The organism is Bacillus sp. FSL P2-0069 (assembly GCF_038593315.1).
In the GTDB taxonomy this organism is placed as follows: Bacteria; Bacillota; Bacilli; order Bacillales; family Bacillaceae; genus Bacillus; species Bacillus safensis.
In genome coordinates this window covers 2897683-2915991 of the sequence record NZ_CP151984.1, presented here as the reverse complement: position 1 = coordinate 2915991, position 18309 = coordinate 2897683, and the positions used below count along the sequence as shown (strand labels likewise).

22 protein-coding genes and 1 riboswitch are annotated in these 18309 nt (G+C 42.5%); of the genes, 15 read left to right on the top strand and 7 right to left on the bottom strand.

Features of this window, described 5'->3' with window-relative positions; all coding sequences use genetic code 11:
* Window positions 1–47 precede the first annotated feature (47 nt).
* The gene (gene fumC / locus NSQ34_RS15065) at window positions 48–1442 is read left to right on the top strand and encodes a class II fumarate hydratase (RefSeq protein ID WP_061110061.1); all 1395 of its coding nucleotides are present in this window, start codon (window positions 48–50) and stop codon (window positions 1440–1442) included.
* Between the two features lie 46 nt (window positions 1443–1488).
* Here fumC and NSQ34_RS15060 read toward each other — a convergent pair whose 3' ends face one another.
* On the bottom strand, window positions 1489–2367 hold the full coding sequence (locus NSQ34_RS15060) for a TetR/AcrR family transcriptional regulator (RefSeq protein WP_144496373.1): 879 nt from the start codon (window positions 2365–2367) through the stop codon (window positions 1489–1491).
* Between the two features lie 192 nt (window positions 2368–2559).
* On the opposite strand from NSQ34_RS15060, the gene spxO reads away from it, so the two are divergent.
* On the top strand, window positions 2560–2724 hold the full coding sequence (gene spxO, locus NSQ34_RS15055; protein WP_003212782.1) for an anti-adapter protein SpxO: 165 nt from the start codon (window positions 2560–2562) through the stop codon (window positions 2722–2724).
* A 20-nt stretch (window positions 2725–2744) separates the two neighbouring features.
* On the opposite strand, the gene NSQ34_RS15050 is transcribed toward spxO, so the two are convergent.
* Together NSQ34_RS15050 and NSQ34_RS15045 are read right to left on the bottom strand one after the other, a co-directional pair.
* Window positions 2745–4076 (bottom strand): HAMP domain-containing sensor histidine kinase, encoded by a 1332-nt coding sequence (locus NSQ34_RS15050; RefSeq protein WP_254001434.1) that lies wholly within the window; start codon window positions 4074–4076, stop codon window positions 2745–2747.
* Complete coding sequence (locus NSQ34_RS15045; protein WP_034280861.1) at window positions 4073–4747, bottom strand: response regulator transcription factor; 675 nt, start codon at window positions 4745–4747, stop codon at window positions 4073–4075. The genes NSQ34_RS15050 and NSQ34_RS15045 overlap by 4 nt, the downstream gene beginning before the upstream one ends.
* A gap of 327 nt (window positions 4748–5074) precedes the next feature.
* Here NSQ34_RS15045 and NSQ34_RS15040 point away from each other — a divergent pair, with 327 nt between their 5' ends.
* The gene (locus NSQ34_RS15040) at window positions 5075–6481 is read left to right on the top strand and encodes a trypsin-like peptidase domain-containing protein (RefSeq protein WP_254001433.1); all 1407 of its coding nucleotides are present in this window, start codon (window positions 5075–5077) and stop codon (window positions 6479–6481) included.
* A 46-nt stretch (window positions 6482–6527) separates the two neighbouring features.
* On the opposite strand, the gene NSQ34_RS15035 is transcribed toward NSQ34_RS15040, so the two are convergent.
* Window positions 6528–7373: an oxidoreductase gene (locus NSQ34_RS15035; RefSeq protein ID WP_254001432.1), complete on the bottom strand. Its 846-nt coding sequence runs from the start codon at window positions 7371–7373 to the stop codon at window positions 6528–6530.
* A 110-nt stretch (window positions 7374–7483) separates the two neighbouring features.
* Between NSQ34_RS15035 and NSQ34_RS15030 the strand changes: the two genes are divergently transcribed.
* The 3 genes from NSQ34_RS15030 to NSQ34_RS15020 all read left to right on the top strand — a co-directional run bounded on the left by NSQ34_RS15030 (window position 7484) and on the right by NSQ34_RS15020 (window position 9230).
* The gene (locus tag NSQ34_RS15030; RefSeq protein WP_176544474.1) at window positions 7484–7930 is read left to right on the top strand and encodes a YusW family protein; all 447 of its coding nucleotides are present in this window, start codon (window positions 7484–7486) and stop codon (window positions 7928–7930) included.
* A 146-nt stretch (window positions 7931–8076) separates the two neighbouring features.
* Window positions 8077–8907 carry an ABC transporter ATP-binding protein gene (locus NSQ34_RS15025; protein WP_008347057.1) on the top strand — a complete coding sequence of 277 codons (831 nt, stop codon included), beginning with the start codon at window positions 8077–8079 and terminating at the stop codon, window positions 8905–8907.
* Window positions 8908–8978: 71 nt separating this feature from the next.
* Window positions 8979–9230 carry a YusU family protein gene (locus NSQ34_RS15020; RefSeq protein WP_024423411.1) on the top strand — a complete coding sequence of 84 codons (252 nt, stop codon included), beginning with the start codon at window positions 8979–8981 and terminating at the stop codon, window positions 9228–9230.
* Window positions 9231–9263: 33 nt separating this feature from the next.
* Here the strand turns inward: NSQ34_RS15020 and NSQ34_RS15015 are convergent, their stop codons facing one another.
* Genes NSQ34_RS15015 through NSQ34_RS15005 form a run of 3 tightly spaced genes read right to left on the bottom strand, consistent with a single transcriptional unit; the run spans window position 9264 to window position 10038 of the window.
* Window positions 9264–9611 carry a spore coat protein gene (locus NSQ34_RS15015; protein WP_024423410.1) on the bottom strand — a complete coding sequence of 116 codons (348 nt, stop codon included), beginning with the start codon at window positions 9609–9611 and terminating at the stop codon, window positions 9264–9266.
* Between the two features lie 11 nt (window positions 9612–9622).
* Window positions 9623–9874, bottom strand: a complete 252-nt coding sequence (locus NSQ34_RS15010; RefSeq protein ID WP_048237393.1) for a hypothetical protein — start codon at window positions 9872–9874, stop codon at window positions 9623–9625.
* Between the two features lie 26 nt (window positions 9875–9900).
* Window positions 9901–10038 carry a YuzL family protein gene (locus tag NSQ34_RS15005; RefSeq protein ID WP_003212904.1) on the bottom strand — a complete coding sequence of 46 codons (138 nt, stop codon included), beginning with the start codon at window positions 10036–10038 and terminating at the stop codon, window positions 9901–9903.
* A 199-nt stretch (window positions 10039–10237) separates the two neighbouring features.
* Between NSQ34_RS15005 and NSQ34_RS15000 the strand changes: the two genes are divergently transcribed.
* The 9 genes from NSQ34_RS15000 (at window position 10238) to NSQ34_RS14960 (ending at window position 18060) form a co-directional block, all read left to right on the top strand.
* Entirely contained in the window at window positions 10238–12625 is a 2388-nt protein-coding gene (locus tag NSQ34_RS15000) for a 3-hydroxyacyl-CoA dehydrogenase/enoyl-CoA hydratase family protein (protein ID WP_176967224.1), read from the top strand.
* A gap of 12 nt (window positions 12626–12637) precedes the next feature.
* Window positions 12638–13813, top strand: coding sequence for an acetyl-CoA C-acetyltransferase (locus NSQ34_RS14995; protein WP_041088345.1), 1176 nt, complete (start codon window positions 12638–12640; stop codon window positions 13811–13813).
* A gap of 14 nt (window positions 13814–13827) precedes the next feature.
* Window positions 13828–15609 carry an acyl-CoA dehydrogenase family protein gene (locus NSQ34_RS14990; RefSeq protein WP_176967225.1) on the top strand — a complete coding sequence of 594 codons (1782 nt, stop codon included), beginning with the start codon at window positions 13828–13830 and terminating at the stop codon, window positions 15607–15609.
* Window positions 15610–15719: 110 nt separating this feature from the next.
* Window positions 15720–16076: an arsenate reductase family protein gene (locus tag NSQ34_RS14985; RefSeq protein WP_024423406.1), complete on the top strand. Its 357-nt coding sequence runs from the start codon at window positions 15720–15722 to the stop codon at window positions 16074–16076.
* Window positions 16077–16142: 66 nt separating this feature from the next.
* Window positions 16143–16526: a glycine cleavage system protein GcvH gene (gcvH, locus tag NSQ34_RS14980; protein WP_008347039.1), complete on the top strand. Its 384-nt coding sequence runs from the start codon at window positions 16143–16145 to the stop codon at window positions 16524–16526.
* 44 nt (window positions 16527–16570) lie between these two features.
* A complete protein-coding gene (locus NSQ34_RS14975) occupies window positions 16571–16807 on the top strand; it encodes a YusG family protein (protein ID WP_039181284.1) in 237 nt (78 codons plus the stop codon).
* A 131-nt stretch (window positions 16808–16938) separates the two neighbouring features.
* Window positions 16939–17283 (top strand): toprim domain-containing protein, encoded by a 345-nt coding sequence (locus tag NSQ34_RS14970; RefSeq protein WP_034281437.1) that lies wholly within the window; start codon window positions 16939–16941, stop codon window positions 17281–17283.
* A gap of 12 nt (window positions 17284–17295) precedes the next feature.
* Entirely contained in the window at window positions 17296–17598 is a 303-nt protein-coding gene (locus NSQ34_RS14965) for a thioredoxin family protein (protein WP_142945144.1), read from the top strand.
* Window positions 17599–17718: 120 nt separating this feature from the next.
* Window positions 17719–18060, top strand: a complete 342-nt coding sequence (locus tag NSQ34_RS14960; RefSeq protein WP_024423403.1) for an SCP2 sterol-binding domain-containing protein — start codon at window positions 17719–17721, stop codon at window positions 18058–18060.
* A gap of 102 nt (window positions 18061–18162) precedes the next feature.
* Window positions 18163–18271: riboswitch (SAM riboswitch) on the top strand.
* Window positions 18272–18309: the final 38 nt, after the last annotated feature.

Here is an 18309-nt window from a genome sequence, read left to right as displayed (position 1 = left end):
TTGTATAGAATAGAGTTGAGTGATGAGAAGCTATGGAGGGATACATAATGACAGAATTTAGAATCGAAAAAGACACAATGGGCGAAATCAAAGTGCCGAAGGACAAGTTCTGGGGTGCACAAACACAACGAAGCAAAGAAAATTTCAAAATCGGTTCTGAGAAAATGCCAAAGGAAGTTGTGAATGCGTTTGCAATTTTGAAACGTAGCACAGCGATTGCGAACGAACGACTTGGCAACCTTGAAAGCGAAAAAGCAGAAGCAATTGCTGCTGTATGTGATGATATCATCAGCGGAAAGTATGACGAGCATTTCCCGCTTGTTGTTTGGCAGACAGGCAGTGGAACACAAAGTAACATGAACATGAACGAAGTCGTTGCAAACAGAGCAACTGCTTACTTGAAAGATAAAAATAGCGAGTTCAGCATTCACCCGAATGATGACGTTAACCGCAGCCAAAGCTCAAATGATACATTCCCAACGGCTATGCACGTGGCAGCTGTTTTAGCTGTGTACAAAAAATTGCTGCCTGCAATTGACCAGTTAAGAACAACTCTTGATGAGAAAGCAAAAGCGTATCAAGAGATTGTGAAAATCGGCCGTACGCACTTGCAGGATGCAACACCGCTGACAGTTGGTCAAGAGATTAGCGGCTGGGTATACATGCTGGATCGTTCAAAAGAAATGATTCTAGAATCAACTGAAAAAATGAGAGAATTAGCCATTGGCGGAACTGCTGTTGGTACAGGAATTAACGCACATCCTGAGTTCGGTCAATTTGTTGCTGAGGAAATCAGCCAGCTGACAGGTCAAACTTTCAATTCTTCACCAAACAAATTCCATGCGCTGACAAGCCATGATGAAATTACGTATGCACACGGTGCCTTAAAAGCACTTGCAGCTGATTTAATGAAAATTGCCAATGATGTAAGATGGCTTGCAAGTGGTCCTCGCTGCGGAATTGGCGAATTGATCATTCCTGAAAATGAGCCGGGAAGCTCCATTATGCCAGGAAAAGTTAACCCAACCCAAAGTGAAGCATTAACTATGATTGCAGCGCAAATCATGGGGAATGATGCCACAATCGGTTTTGCGGCAAGCCAAGGAAACTTTGAGCTGAACGTATTTAAGCCAGTCATCATTTATAACTTCCTGCAATCAGTTGAACTACTTGCTGACGGCATGAACTCATTCCATGACAAGTGTGCAGTTGGAATCGAACCAAACCTTGAAACGATTGAGAAAAACTTGAACAATTCATTGATGCTTGTGACGGCATTAAACCCGCACATCGGATATGAAAATGCAGCTAAAATTGCGAAGCTTGCGCATAAAGAAGGATTAACACTAAAAGAAGCAGCACTTCAATTAGAGCTGTTAACTGAAGAGCAGTTCGAGCAATTTGTGAAACCAGAGGAAATGGTGACACCGAAAGCAAAATAAGAAACCAGGGGCAGCTGCCCCTGGTTTTTTCATTGAAAATATGTGTTTACAAATGATCCTCTTTCAAAATACGCAAAAGTGAATCAGAATTGGTTTGAAGCGGTGCATATAATTTCAATTGGTACAGCATGCCTTTCACGATGACTTGTCTTGGTTTTTGTTTGTTTAATTCATTTTCCAGGATGCCAAGCGCTTCAAATAACTCAGGCTCGTTTTTCACTTCATAGTGTGCTTCAGCAATCTCTCTTAATTCCTTTAAAAGAGATTCTGTGAGCGGATCGAATGACCGTTCATAAATTGGACCAAACCAATCGCTCGCTTGATCTACAGAAATGAGAGGAAGATCATTTCGCTTCATCATACCGCCCATCAAATCATCGATACGATGAATCATGGTTTTGGCAAGCTCTTCTGCTTCCAGCTGAAAATCATATAAAATGGCAAGCTCGAAATAAACGTGGCTCATGCCCTCAATCGTCAAACATAAATCAGCCATATAAGGAATAGCAGCGTCTCCATACACTTGTTTAATGTTATCGATGTGAAGCTGGATGGTTGCAAGCCTAATTTGTTTTGCGAGCTGCTGCGTTTCTTCATTCAATGGAAGCGCCCTGTCGCTCAGCTGCATTTTAATAAAATCCTTTTGCTGCAAAATATTATCGTAATAGACAGTGAGCTGTTTGCGGTAGGCTTCTTTTGGTGTGCCGCCCTCTGTTTGAACCTCATGAATCCGGGTAAATACCTTATCGTAATAGTAATGAAGGATCGAAATGAGCAGTGCTTCCTTTGATTTAAAATAAAGATAAAAAGCACCCTTTGACATGTGGCATTCATCTGCAATTTCCTGAACAGACGTTGTGTTATAGCCTTTGCTGGCAAATAATTTCATGCCAGCCTCAATGATCATTTTTTCTTTCTTTTTCAAAATGAATGTCATCCTTTCTTACCGAGAGACAAATGTCTTAGGAAACGTGCGCAAAGAGATGTGACTTATCGGTCATAAACGACGAAAGTTTTCAAAAATTAATCAGATTGTAACTTGTTTTTTACAGTGTAATTCTTTATATTATAAAGTAAGGTGACCAACTGGTCAAAATATGTGAAAGGATGATGTTCCATGAGAGAAATCGATGATATGATTAGACGCCTGCGAACAAAAGGGATTCAAGTAGAAAAAGTCAAAATGCCGAAAGAGACAACCATTGAAAAGAAATGGATGTATCAAGCTGGCAAAAAGATCAAAGCCACATACCGTGATTTCAATGGGTATTCATTCATCTAAAAAAGACTGCGGTCAAAAACCTACAGTCTCTTCTTTGGAACCATAATTGTATAACGTACACCTAGATCATCATTTTCAATAGATATGGACGCTTGATGCATTGAAAGAATTCTTTTGACAATGCTTAATCCAATACCGAATTCGCCCTTTTTTCCCTTACTAAAAGGCTCGTATAGGTTGGACAGCATATGTTCTTCAATTGGAGGACCGTCATTACGAATGACAATGCGGATTTGATCCTCTTCCTGTTTCATCTGAATATCAATCTTACTTTTTGCGTACCGAAGTTGATTTTCTAGTACATTCTCAAATAATTTGCTCCATTGTTCTGGATCGCCTTCAAGAGCAGCCTCATCATCTAAGTCCACGTTCCACTGCAATTCATTTTTCGACCAGCGTATTCGGTCGACCACTTCCAGCATCGTATTACTGAGTAGGAAGGAAGAATGTGCGGGATGTTGTTTTGATAAATAATCAAGCTTTGTTAAGTACAGCAGATCCTTGATTTTCTTCTCAAGCTTTTCCGCTTCACCTTCAATGACTTCCACCGTTTGTTCAAGATCTCCCTTAGGAAAAATACCATCTTTAATGGACTGAGTGTAGCCGCGGATGACCATGACAGGTGTCTTTAAGTCATGTGAAATATTCTGCAAAAGTGTCCGTTCTGTTTCATCTTTTTGAATGAGTTTTTGTCTCATTTCTTCAATGGTATGACCAAGTTTGCCAATTTCATCTTGCCGGTCAACGATGACAGGATCGTCCCAGTCCTCTTGGGCAATCCGTTTGACGTGCTTTTCAAACGCAACGATTGGTCGGGATAAATAGCGGGCAAGCCAAATCGATGGAATCCAGCTTAGTAAAATAACGGTGCCTAAGATAAAGATCAGCTGTTTAAACAGCGTAAAGGACAGGTCATCTCGATAAGAATCTGGTGCATAGGACAGAAGAATATATTGTGTATTGCCTGAAGATACCTTTTTGATGACAAAAAAGATATGCTGGCCGTTCACCTCTTCAGAATACCGTTTCGTTGCGCTTTTTTGTTTTTTCACAAACGATTGGATTTTCTCAATAAAAGCATGCGGAAAAAACTGCGCCATTTGATCTAATTCATCTGATGGGATCAAAATGTGCTGCACGGAGCGGTTTTCCGGTGTCGATTTTGGCGAGCCGTCTCGGTTCAATGGATATTCTGTCAGCACTTGCTGTTCATTTTCGATATTTTTATAAATTTCATTTGTGAAGAAGTCACGTAATGTATTGGAAAATAGAATAATCAGGACAATGGAAATGGTGAGCAAAATGCCAGAGATCACGATCCAAATTTGAAAAGCGAGCGGTTTGTTCTTCATCCTTTAAGCATCCTATAGCCAAATCCATAGATGGTCTCGACCTTTAAGTCGGGCATTTTTTTGCGCAGCCGTCTAACAAGGTCATCCACCACACGATCTGTCCCGAAGTAATCGTGTCCCCAAATCTTGACGAGGATATCTTCACGAGAAAAAGCATGTCCCTGGTGATGTGTAAATAAAAGCAGCAAGTCAAATTCCTTAGAAGTTAAGTTAATGAGCTGTCCCTCTTCATAGACCTCTCTTACATCCTCATGAATGACATAAGAAGAAACTGAAGTGACGCTTTGCTGCGGTGTATCGCTGTTTTTATACACAAGCTCCAGCAGCTTTTGAACCCGAATGATCAGCTCACGCGGAAGAAACGGCTTCGCAATATAATCACTGCTTCCCAGCTCTAAACCGAGGACACGGTCGATATCTGCATCCCGGGCTGAAATGAAAATGACCGGTACGTCAGGTGATGCGGCTTTAATTTCTTTTATGAGGGTATAGCCGTCTGTATCAGGCAGCATGATATCTAAAATCCATAGATGCGGCGGCTTGTTCATTGCCTCGCGTGCCGCTTCTCCGGTTAAAAAAGAGGAGACATTCCAACCTTCACTCTCTAAATATTTGGTTAACAGTTCATTTAAATTTTGTTCATCTTCAACTAAATAAATGGTGTACGACAAAGTCTTCCACATCCTCTCAACGTCATTATAACGGGATACGAAGGCGGCATGTCAACAATCACACGCTTTTTTCACAATTTCACATATTCTTCTCATCATTATCCCATAATGTTTGATTATGATAAGGTCAAGGGAAAAAAGGGCATAGACAAAAGGCGGGTGAATAGGTGCTTTTCATCAATGTGCGCACCTTGCTTTTTTTCTATGAATAAGTATTATATAATTTGACATATTGCCATAAAGTATTTTTCAATGATCTTTCCATTAAGAGGACCTGAAGTCCTATCTAGACATATGAATGAAACATGATGTAAAGGAGTGCAAGCGATGGATTTCCGAAGAGAAGATGAAGAGAATAAGATGAATCATCATGAAAACGCGAATCAAGACAATGAAATGAATCAGCAAAAAGATACCCATCAAGAGAATGAGAAACAAATAGACGCACCAGAAAAAGAGAAGGAACTTGTTTTTCACCAGCATGAAAACGAAGCATCTGCTACAGAGGAGAGTGTGACAAATCATTCTCCTCAAATGGTGGATGACCGTGCGTCGAAAAAAGAGAAAAAGCGGAAGGCGGCATGGCTGAGCCCGATTCTTGGAGGAATTATTGGCGGGGGTCTTGTACTTGGCATTACACCGCTTTTGCCGCAGTCACAGGATACAGCTGCCAACACGCAAACGCAGACAGCATCAAGCGAGCCGGCAGCCTCAGATAATTTCTCGACAAAACAAATCACCAATGCCACAAATGTGGCTGATATGGTAGAAGATTTAGAGCCAACCATTGTTGGGGTCTCAAACTATCAATCTACACAAAATTCGTTTGGCCTGAGCGGTGATCAAACAGAAGCTGAAGCTGGAACAGGCTCTGGTGTCATCTTCAAAAAAGATGGCAAAAAAGCGTACATTATTACAAATAACCATGTTGTCGAAGGTGCCAATAAAATCAAGGTCACCCTTTATGATGGAAAAACGAAAGACGCAAAGCTTGTCGGCAGTGATGTCATGACAGATTTAGCCGTTGTTGAAATGAACGCAGACGGTATTGATAAAGTGGCGAGCTTTGGTGATTCTTCTAAGCTTCGTGCTGGAGATAAAGTCATTGCCATTGGGAATCCGCTCGGTGCACAGTTCTCAGGTACTGTGACAGAAGGAATTATTAGTGGTCTTGATCGTACTGTAGAAGCAAATACGTCATCTGGTACGGTGGAGATGAATGTGCTGCAAACAGATGCAGCGATTAACCCAGGAAACAGCGGGGGGCCACTGATCAATACTGACGGTCAAGTCATTGGCATCAACAGCTTGAAAATCAGCGAAAGCGGTGTGGAATCACTCGGATTTGCGATCCCAAGTAACGATGTCAAACCGATTGTAGATGAGCTGTTGAAAAATGGAAAAGTTGAACGTCCATACCTTGGCGTACAAATGATTGACCTTGAGCAAGTGCCTGAGACATATCAGGAAAATACGCTCGGCTTATTTGATAAACAAATCGGCAAAGGCATTTACGTAAAGGATGTTTCAAAAGGTTCACCTGCACAAAAAGCAGGCTTGAAATCTGGAGATGTCATCATCAAGTTCAAAGGGAAAGACGTAGTGAACAGCTCTCAGCTGAAAGAAATTCTTTACAAAGAAACAAAAGTCGGCGATAAAACCACAATGACTGTCATCCGTGAAGGAAAGAACAAAAATCTAGATATTACCCTTGGACAGTCAGATAGCGAATAAATAAAAAAACAGGTGGATGTCAACATATCCACCTGTTTTTTTGTGCTTATTTTTTTGAAGAGAGTGTACGTAGTATGATCCGTTCCCACATGTTCCAAGGCAGAAGCTGCTTTGCTGTGAATGAAAGCCGTACGCCTTTTCCAACAAGATATCTCAGCCGTTTCAGCCGCTTCTTTTCTGCTAATCGTACAACAAGCTCTGCCACTTCACGAGGATCTCCATAGTTGGATTTCTGGGCATCAATATGGGCCATCATCTTTTGATAGAGTTTTGTGTATTTCGATCCTTCTGCTGGCTGAATCATTTGCTCGTTCATGGAGGTGTTCCAAATATTCGTCTGGAAAGAGCCCGGCTCGATCAAGGCCGCCTGTATACCGAACGAAGCCAGTTCAATCCGCAAGCTTTCTGTATAGCCTTCCAACGCAAACTTAGACGATACATATGGAGAAAGTGCAGGCATCCCCATTAATCCGCTGATGCTGCTCATATTGAAAATCTTTGCACCACTCGTCATAAACGGCAGCACTGCTTGGGTCATTTCCATCACACCGAAGACATTCACTTCAAATTGCTGGCGGTACGTGTCGACAGGAACCTCCTCCGCAAAACCACCAAAGGCTGTTCCCGCATTGTTCACAAGCAGGGTAATGGGTGCATAGGCATGAAGCTTCTTCTGAAATGCTTGAATCGACTGCGTATCGGTCACATCTAACGCTTCAATATGTATCATGCCAGATAAAGAGTCTTGATCAATTTCTTCAGCGAGCTTTTTGGCATTGGTTTCCTGTCTGACGCCGGCAATCACTGTATAGCCCCGCTTGGCGAGACGCATCGTGATGAGCTTGCCAAAGCCGCTATTGGCACCAGTTACAATGGCTGTTCTTTTCATCATCCCATTCTCCTTTTTGTTTCAATTTATCATAGTGCGATGTTTTATTGAATAACGAAAAGGAGCTTGGAGAAGAATAAAAAGCGATGCTGTGAAATAGGAGGAAACACATGATGTGTTGGAAGAAGGCGGGACGAATAGGAGTGCTGCTCTTTATGCTGTCCGGCTGTCAATCAGTTGAACCGTTACAACAAACACATGAAGCAGAAGCAGAAAGTCTGTCAGCTGTTCAAATGAAGGAACTGCCATTTCAGCATGTGCATCTGCATGTACAATATGGACAGAAAAACGAATTATACGAAGCGACTTATCGTCAGGCAAGAGGCAAAGAGGAAGCGATCATCCGTGATCATATGAATGGGGTCCGCTATGAAGGAGAAGAAGCCTTGCGCGAAATGAAGATGAAGCTGAATGATATGTCGATTCCTAGTGAAAAGATCAATGAAGTGTATGTAAAGGAACTATTAGCTGCTTTTAATTTAGATGATGATTATCAGCGGATACAGATCGATCTGAAGCTAGAAGATGGGACCAAACGTACATTCCAAAGGAAGAAATAAACGAGAGTTTCTCATTTTTTAATTGAAAATGATTTTCAAGATCACTTAAATCTGATACACTAAATTGAGATAAGTGATCTTTTACGTCTGTACATAGACGATATTTCATATAAAAATTTGGATGAGAAAAGGAGCGTTTGAGCGGAATGAGTGCCATTTCTACTGAAGGTTTAAGCTTAGGCTACGGAGAAACAATGATCATCGATGAACTAAATGTATCAATCCCTAAGGGTGAAATCACAGTATTTATTGGCAGTAATGGATGCGGTAAATCCACGCTACTTCGCTCTTTGGCCCGTCTCATGAAGCCAATGGGTGGTTCTGTCCTGCTTGAAGGTCATTCCATTGCAAAATTACCTACAAAAGAAGTAGCAAAACAACTCGCCATTCTTCCACAAGGACCAGAAGCGCCAGAAGGATTAACCGTGCATCAGTTAGTGAAGCAAGGCAGATATCCTTATCAAAATTGGCTGAAGCAGTGGTCGAAGCAAGATGAAGAAGCAGTGAACCGCGCATTAAAGTCAACAAAGATGGAAGACCTTGCTGATCGGACCGTTGATTCATTATCAGGTGGACAAAGGCAGCGTGCATGGATTGCGATGACGCTGGCCCAAGAGACCGATATTATTTTGTTAGATGAGCCGACGACATATTTAGACATGACACATCAAATCGAAATTTTGGACCTTCTGTTTGATTTAAATGAGAAAGAGCAGCGCACGATTGTGATGGTTCTTCATGACCTCAATCTTGCATGCAGATATGCTCATCATCTTGTGGCGATTAAAGACAAGTCAATCTATGCAGAAGGCAGACCAGAAACAGTGATTAATTGTGATCTCGTGAAAAATGTCTTTGATATGAATTGCCAAGTGACAACAGATCCTTTATTTGGAACACCATTATGTATTCCGCACGGTAGAGGACGCTGTATTGTGCAGCAAGCGCAAGCTGAAACATTTCTTGCTGCAAGATAATCGTATGTCAAAAGCCTGACATCTGTATCTCACAGAGTCAGGCTTTTTTCTGAAAAAGGAGCGGAATATCAATGGGAAATGAATTAGATGAAAAGCTGGAAGGCTTGCTTGATAAATATACAGAGCTGCTGCTCGGTGAATCAACAGACGAGCTGAAACAAGATGTGAAACAGTGGGTGATCTACTCTCATATTGCAAAAAGCATGCCGCCGCTAGCAAAGCATTTCAATGAAACGTATCCAGAAGCAAAAGAAGAAATCAAACACACGATTCAACGGATCAAACAGTTGAACGAAGCTCATCGCGCCAATAAAGACCGTTAAAAAACTGCCAGCACTAGACTGGCAGTTTTTTTCTTATGACATTTGTGATGAACCGTACGGCGATTGATCTGTCAGTGTTTGCTGGAATTTCTGGTGTGCCTGCTGGAGCTTTTGCTGATCAGCGGCTTCAACAGAATACCAGCCATATCGGAACATGACATCATATAAATGTCTTTGTGTTTTCTGTGTTTCCAGTGCAATTCGCTGAATATCCTGATAAAGAGATTCATGACTGAATTCATTGAGCGCTGTGTTGTATCCACTTGTCATATATTTTTCAGTCGACAAGAGATCTGTGACGAAATCACGATCGTTCATATTTGTTGTTGTGGGAACCGGAGTTTGTGGATTCCCGATTTTTTGTTGGTTTTGCTGTTCCATGTTTTTTCCTCCTATTGCATAAAGCCAGTAGACTGGCCTTGCCCTGAGCTGCCTAAATGCTGAAGAATTTGTGTGTAATGCTGATGATGCATTTGGCCAACTTGATTTAATTCTTGTTTCAATGTTTGGTCCTGGCAATGCTCGGCCATAAAATGAGCCTTTTTCATGGCGATCAAGTTCCAGTTGAGCATATCCTCTAAGTACAAGGAATCCTTCACTGAAATGACTTCTGGGGGCATATTCATTTGCTGATTATTCAACATGTGTTCCTCCTTACGAATTTGTTTCCTTACTGATTCTTTTTATATTGCTGATTTTGACTGGTTTTTTTCCCGCCAAGGTCTGCTTCCTGTGATGGACCTGCGTTTCCTTTTACACTTGCAGCACTTACGCCTGCTTTCGATGGGTTTTTCTTCAAACGAGACATGTGGACATCACCTCCATTCTTACAATTCCCTCTCATCTGTAATTCATACGCCGCAAACGGAGGCACACGAGAATGTGTAAATTTTTGAAATCTGCTATTGAACTGTTTCGGAAAATCTTTTAAGATAAAGAAAGAGGCATTGCTTTTTTTTGGACAAAAAATGAATGACTGTTCATTCAAAATGTTTAGGGGGATATTTATGGGCAAACATATTCGCAAGGCGGCTGTCATTGGTTCAGGTGTCATGGGCTCAGGCATTGCTGCACATTTAGCCAATATTGGGATACCAGTTACACTGCTAGATATTGTGCCAAATGAACTGACAAAGGAAGAAACGGCGAAAAAGCGGACGCTTGATCACCCTAGTGTTCGGAATCGATTAAGTCAAGAAGCGATGAAAAAATTATTAAAGCAAAAGCCAGCACCTCTTACTTCAGCAAAAAACCTATCATACATCACACCGGGAAATCTCACAGACCACCTTTCCTTATTACACGATGCTGACTGGATCATTGAAGTCGTCACTGAAAAGCTCAGCATCAAACAACACGTATTCTCTCTCATCGACGAACACCGCAAAGAAGGAAGCATCGTATCAAGCAATACATCCGGTATTTCAGTTGAAAAAATGGCAGAAGGCCGATCAGATGATTTTAAACGCCACTTTTTAGGCACACATTTTTTTAACCCAGCTCGTTATTTAAAGCTCTTAGAAATCATTCCTATTCAAGAAACAGATCCAGAAGTACTGTCATTTATGAAAACATTTGGCGAGGATGTACTCGGCAAAGGTGTGGTTGAAGCAAAGGACACACCGAACTTTATTGCAAACCGCATTGGCACTTATGGACTTCTTGTCACAGTGCGTGAAATGCTTGAGAACAAATACACCATCGGAGAAGTGGATTCTGTCACAGGACCTCTCATCGGAAGACCGAAAAGTGCGACCTTCCGTACACTTGATGTCGTGGGGCTCGACACGTTCTCTCATGTGGCACGAAACGTATATGAACAGGTAGAAGGAAAGGAAAAAGAGATTTTTCAGCTGCCTGAGTTTATTGAAAGAATGCTCGAAAAAGGATGGATTGGCAGCAAGGCAGGCCAAGGTTTTTATAAAAAAAATGGGAAGGTCATTTTAGAGCTTGACCCAGTGACGCTCACATATGGTGAACGCACAAAGCTAAAAGATCCAGGCATTGAAATGGCGAAACAGCAAAAGGGTGCAAAAGCAAAGTTGAAAGCGCTTATTTATCAGGATGGTCGTGCAGGGCAACTACTTTGGAATATGACAGCGCCCGTACTTCTTTATTCAGCTCATCTAAAAGGTGAAATTGCGGATGATATTCAGTCTATCGATAACGCCATGAAATGGGGATTCGGCTGGCAGCACGGCCCATTTGAGCTGTGGGATGCAATAGGTGTCAAAAAAGCCGCCGAACGCATGGAAGCAGAAGGCCGCATTATTCCAGCATGGGTGCAAGACATGCTGTCAAAAGGACACGAGACATTCTATCAAGAGAATGCTGATGGAGTGCGAGCGTTTTATCATAACGGGGCTTATGAACAGGAAAAAGGAAACGACAAACATATTTCTTTAGCTAGATTGAAAAAGAAACATGACGTCATCTTCAAAAATTCTGGTGCGAGCCTGATCGATATTGGTGATGATGTCGCCTTGCTCGAATTTCACTCTAAAAGCAATGCCATTGGACTAGATGTCATTGATATGATCAATCGCGCTGTTGATGAGACGGAAAAGAATTATAAAGGGCTTGTCATCGGAAACCAAGGGAAGAACTTCTGTGTTGGCGCAAACCTTGCCCTGATTTTAATGGAAGCACAGGACGACAATTTCTTTGAAATTGACTTTGTGATCAGACGCTTCCAGCAGGCAATGATGAAGGTGAAATATAGCAATCGCCCAGTCGTAGCCGCACCGTTTGGGATGACATTAGGAGGCGGAACAGAAGTTTGTCTGCCGGCAGCAGCTATTCAGGCGTCCAGCGAAACTTACATGGGACTTGTGGAAGCGGGAGTTGGACTGATTCCAGGAGGCGGCGGAAACAAAGAGTTATATCTTCGTCACCTGCAAGGGTCAATGAAGCCGTCGCAGACGGCTATACAGGATGCCACGCTGAAAACATTTGAAACAATTGCGATGGCAAAAGTATCAACTTCAGCTGAGGAAGCGCGGGATATGAACATGCTCCGCGTGAACGACCGGATCAGTATGAACGGGGATCACCTGATCTATGATGCAAAACAACTGGTGCTCTCTCTTGATGAAGCCGGTTATCGTGCGCCGCTCAAGCAAAAGGTGCCGGTCATGGGAGAAACAGGATATGCAGCGATGATTTTGGCTGCTGAAAATATGAGACTGTCAGGATACATTTCAGAGCATGACATGACCATTGTAAAAAAATTAGCTCATGTCATTTCCGGCGGGAAACTGCCATTTGGAACCGAGGTAGAGGAGCAATACTTATTAGAGCTTGAAAGAGAAGCCTTTTTAAGTCTTGTAGGAGAAGTGAAATCACAGGCACGTATGCAGCACATGCTCGTCAAAGGAAAACCTTTACGTAACTAAGGGGGAGTCAAAATGAGAGAAGCAGTCATTGTCGCTGGCGCAAGAACACCAGTAGGGAAGGCGAAAAAAGGATCGTTAAAACATGTCCGGCCTGATGATATGGGCGCATTATGTGTAAAAGAAACGTTAAAGCGTGCCGGTGAATACGACGGACAGATAGATGATTTGATCATTGGCTGTGCAACGCCAGAAGCAGAGCAGGGGTTAAATGTGGCCCGAAATATTGGAGCATTAGCGGGACTTCCTTATACAGTACCTGCCATCACCATAAACCGCTACTGCTCGTCCGGACTTCAATCTATCGCTTATGCGGGTGAACGAATTATGCTTGGGCAGGCAGAAACGATTTTAGCCGGAGGAGTCGAATCGATGTCGCAGGTGCCGATGATGGGTCATTCCATTCGTCCGAATGCTCTCTTGGCAGAGCAAGCGCCTGAATACTACATGAGCATGGGTCACACGGCAGAGCAAGTGGCGCAAAAGTATCAGGTCACACGTCAAGATCAGGACGCCTTTGCGGTGAGAAGTCATCAAAAGGCAGCAAAGGCACTTCAAGAAGGGAAATTTTCAGATGAAATTGTACCGGTTGATGTAACAGAGCGACGGGTAGGAGAGCAATATCAATTAGAAGAGCATCAATTCACGTTCTCACAGGATGAAGGTGTGAGAGCAGGCACAACGGAGGAGATTCTTTCCACATTGCGTCCAGCCTTTTCGACAAAAGGCACAGTGACCGCAGGGAACTCTTCGCAGACAAGTGACGGGGCTGCGTGTGTGATGATGATGGACCGCGAGAAAGCCTCCTCACTTTCTCTTCAGCCGCTCGCTAAATTCAGAGCATTTGCTGTTGGCGGTGTACCGCCTGAAGTGATGGGAATCGGTCCGGTTGAAGCCATTCCGCGTGCGCTGAAAATCGCTGGACTTGAGCTGAAGGATATTGGTCTGTTTGAATTAAACGAAGCGTTTGCTTCTCAGGCAATTCAAGTCATTCGCCATTTAGGAATTGATGAGGAAAAGGTGAATGTCAATGGCGGGGCCATTGCGCTCGGACATCCGCTCGGCTGTACAGGAACGAAACTAACGCTGTCACTGATTCATGAAATGAAACGGCGAAACGAGCAATTTGGCATTGTCACAATGTGTATCGGCGGGGGCATGGGAGCAGCAGGCATTTTTGAATTGATCTAAAGGGGGAAATCAGGATGAAAGCATTGGAAGATGTAAAAAAGGGTGGAAGCTTTTTAATTGATGAGACGAATTATGAGCATATTTTTACACCGGAGGATTTCTCTGATGAACATCAAATGATTGGAAAAACAACAGAGGATTATATTTTACAAGATGTTGTTCCGCATATTGATCAAATTGAAAACCATGAGTTCGAGCATTCGGTCAGGCTTCTCAAAAAGGCTGGTGAGCTTGGACTTTTAGGAGCCGATGTGCCTGAAGAATTCGGCGGGCTTGGATTAGATAAAATCAGTTCAGCGATCATTACTGAAAAATTCGCTAGAGCAGGAAGCTTCTCACTTTCCTATGGTGCTCATGTCGGTATTGGTTCTCTGCCGATCGTGCTCTTCGGAAATCAAGCGCAAAAGGAAACGTACCTGCCTGGACTCGCCTCTGGTGAAACCATTGCGGCGTACGCACTCACTGAGCCAGGATCAGGCTCTGACGCTCTTGGAGCAAAAACAACCGCAGTTCTGAATGAAGCAGGTACTCATTATGTCCTGAATGGAGAAAAGCAGTGGATCACAAACTCCGCATTTGCCGATGTCTTTGTTGTGTATGCGAAGATTGATGGTGAACACTTCTCTGCTTTTATCGTCGAAAAGGATTTTCCAGGTGTCAAAACGGGACCTGAGGAGAAAAAGATGGGCATTAAAGGATCATCGACAAGAACATTAATTCTTGAAGATGCCCAAGTACCGAAGGAGAATTTGCTCGGTGAAGCCGGCAGAGGTCATGTGATTGCCTTTAACATTTTGAATATTGGGCGCTATAAGCTGGCAGTCGGCACAATCGGTGCATCAAAGCGCGTCATTCAATTGTCGGCAGAATATGCGAACCAGCGTAAGCAGTTCAAAACACCAATTTCTCAATTCAGCTTAATTGGTGAAAAAGCAGCCAATATGTCAGCAAAGCTCTATGCGATGGAAAGTGCTGTTTACCGTACGGTTGGATTATTTGAACAGCGGATGGGGCTCTTAAGTGATGAAGAGCAAAAAGATGGCAAACAAATTGCTCAATCCATTGCGGAATATGCGATTGAATGTTCTCTCTGTAAAGTGCTTGGCTCTGAAACGTTAGATTATGTTGTGGATGAAGGCGTGCAGATTCACGGCGGATATGGATTCATGCAAGAATACGAGGTCGAAAGAGCCTATCGCGACTCACGAATTAACCGTATTTTTGAAGGGACAAACGAAATCAATCGTTTACTTGTACCAGGTACATTCTTGAAGAAAGCGATGAAAGGAGAGCTTCCGCTGCTTCAAAAAGCGCAAACCTTACAGGAAGAGCTGATGATGATGATGCCGGAAGAGCCAGGCAATCAGCCGCTCGATCAAGAAAAATATTTGCTCGCCCATGCAAAAAAGATCGCCTTAATGGTGGCTGGTATGGCAGCAATGAAATACGGGAAAGCCTTAGACAAAGAGCAAGAAATTCTTGTGAACATAGCCGATATCGTCAATGAAATTTTTGCTGCTGAATCAGCGGTTCTGCGTACAGAAAAGGCAATCGCTGCAACAGGGGCAGAAAAGAATGCTCAAAAGCTTGTTTACACTCAAATTTTCACGCAGGAAGCTTTCTTAAAGATTGAAGCCCATGCAAAAGAATCCTTGATTGCGATGGAGGAAGGAGATTCACTCCGCATGAGCCTGTCAGCCCTTCGCAAGCTGACAAGATTTACGCCGATCAATGTCATCGCCAAAAAGCGCGAAGTGGCAAAACGAATCTTTGAAGCAGAGAAATATATCGTATAAGGGCGGGTTAAAGGTGCGGATATCACTCCGCACCTTTTTGTAAGCATACATTTAGGTTTTTAAAATATTTTGTGATAAAATGTTGTCACAATTTGCAGGAGGTGAAAATGGTGGCTTTAGATTTTTACGAATACCCATCTTGCGGTACATGCCGAAAAGCAAAAAAGTGGCTGGAAGCACACAATAAAGACATCAACAGCATACATATCGTTGAAGAGACGCCTGATAAAGAAACATTAAAAGCCCTTTACGAAAAAAGCGGTTTAGAGCTGAAGAAATTCTTTAATACAAGCGGGCAAAAATACCGGGAGCTGCAGCTGAAAGATCAACTTCCTGCAATGTCAGAGGACGAGCAGCTAGAATTACTCGCGTCTAACGGAATGCTGATTAAGCGCCCGATTACAACAGACGGAAAACGAGTCACGGTAGGATTTAATGAAGATACATTTAAAAGCGTCTGGAAATGATGTAACTTTCATTCAGATTGTGGTATCTTCAATATAGATTGTAAGAAAAGACTGGAGGGGTATTGAATGAGCACACCAAAAGATTTACGTTATTCAGAAGAACATGAATGGGTCAAAGTAGAAGGAGATAAGGTGCGTATCGGTATTACGCATTTTGCTCAATCCGAGCTGGGCGATATCGTGTTCGTTGAGCTTCCTGAAGTAGGAGACAAAATCACAGCGGACGAGCCTTTCGGAAGTGTAGAATCAGTGAAAACAGTTTCTGAACTTTATGCACCGATCAATGGCACAATTGTTGAAGTGAACGATGAGCTGGATGACAGCCCAGAATTCGTCAACGACTCTCCATACGAAAAGGCATGGATGATCGTTGTAGAACCAGCTGATGCATCTGAAATCGAGAACTTAATGACGGCTGAGCAATATGAAGAAATGACAAAAGAAGACTAATTCATGTGAAATTGGACACTCTACCTTTATGGGGGGTGTCCAATTTGTCTTTTCAAAAAGAACAGGTGGATATAACAGAGCATGTCACTGGACGATTCAAAGAAAGCGGCATGGTGCTTTATCATCAAAATGAAGAGATTGGCACGATGATTAGTGAAAACCAATATGAGCTGAAATCGGGATATTCCTATGATCAAAATCGTTTTTATCGTCTAACGGATACATTGACCGACGGGACAGAAAAATATGTTGACTGTGACGATGAAAATGGCTGGTGCTAATCACAGATGAGACTGCAGTGAACAGAAGCTGCAGTCTTTTTGATGACGAGGCGCTCAATCTTTACAACCTGAATGAAAGATTGTAATCTAAGGAAGAAGTGAATCAACGTCAAAAGGGCCGGGTGATCGTGATGAATGTCGAGATAGAAAAGGTCATCATTGTAGAAGGTAAAACAGACAAACAAAAGCTAAAAGAAGTCATAAGTGAACCTGTTACCATCATTTGCACCAATGGCACGATCAGTACATCGAAGCTGGATCAGCTTGTGGACGATTTATTGGGGAAAGACGTTTACATATTAGCTGACAGTGACGATGCAGGCGACAAACTGCGGAAGCAATTTCGAAAAGAATTCCCTGAAGCACTTCATCTTTTTGTCGACAGAACGTACCGCGAAGTGGCCGCTTCACCCTCAGCCCACATTGCATCTATCCTATTAGCTGCAAACATTGATGTTCATTCGAAATATTTATGAGGGTGGACGTATATGAAAGAGATTGAAGAACACGAATTCAAGGAGATAGAGGACGATTTATTTCTTTTATACTTATATACACCGTTTTGCGGAACATGCCAGCTGGCAAAGAAAATGCTGGCAGTCGTAGACGCCATGCAGCCGGATGTACCTTTTTACGAAAACAATTTAAACTACTCTCCAGGCTTTGCGAAAGCATTTGAGATCGAGAGTGTTCCTTGCTTTCTACTGTTTAAAAAAGGTAAATTGGTGCAAAAAGGCTATGCCTTTCACTCAGTTCCATATCTTCATGAAATGATTGAAACCGCTAAATAAAGCGGTTTTTTGTCATATTTCAAGAAATTCATTTGAAAATTTGTCGAGTTATTTATAAAGGACAAGAAGATGTTTGTAGAGAAATGTTATGTATAACCAAATGACAGGGAGGTTATACATGTGGAAAATGTGAAAGCCCATGGAAACACAGGGCAGCGTTTATTATTAAAACCGCTGCTCTCATCATCATCCTTGAAGATTACATTTGAGGCGGAAACTGACTCTTGTACATTGATTGTGGATGAACGTGGTGAAGTGAAGAAACTACCTGCAATTGAGTTATCGGATCTCATCTTTTATGGTGAGAGGAAAGAAATTCTTCAATTATTAGACGGAGATATGTCCTTACAGCAGTTAATCAGCAGGGGACAAGTCAAAGTCAAAGGGTCATTCCGTGCGCTCCTTAGACTAGAGGCAGTGCTTTGGCTGACGAACGGTTTTTTTCGAAAAATGATAACGTAGTTGTTTACTTGGAAATTAGCGATTTACAGCGTTGACATATCTCGGGTAGCATGATATTCTACGTTAGTAAAAACATGAACATCACATAAAACAACATATTTTCTCTTATTAAGAGAGGTGGAGGGACGTGCCCTATGAAACCCGGCAACCGTCAGCATAGCTGAAATTGGTGCCAATTCACTCAAAGCCGCAGCGCTTTGAAAGATGAGAGAAAGGCGTAATTGACATAAAAGGCCTTTCTGCTTGCGT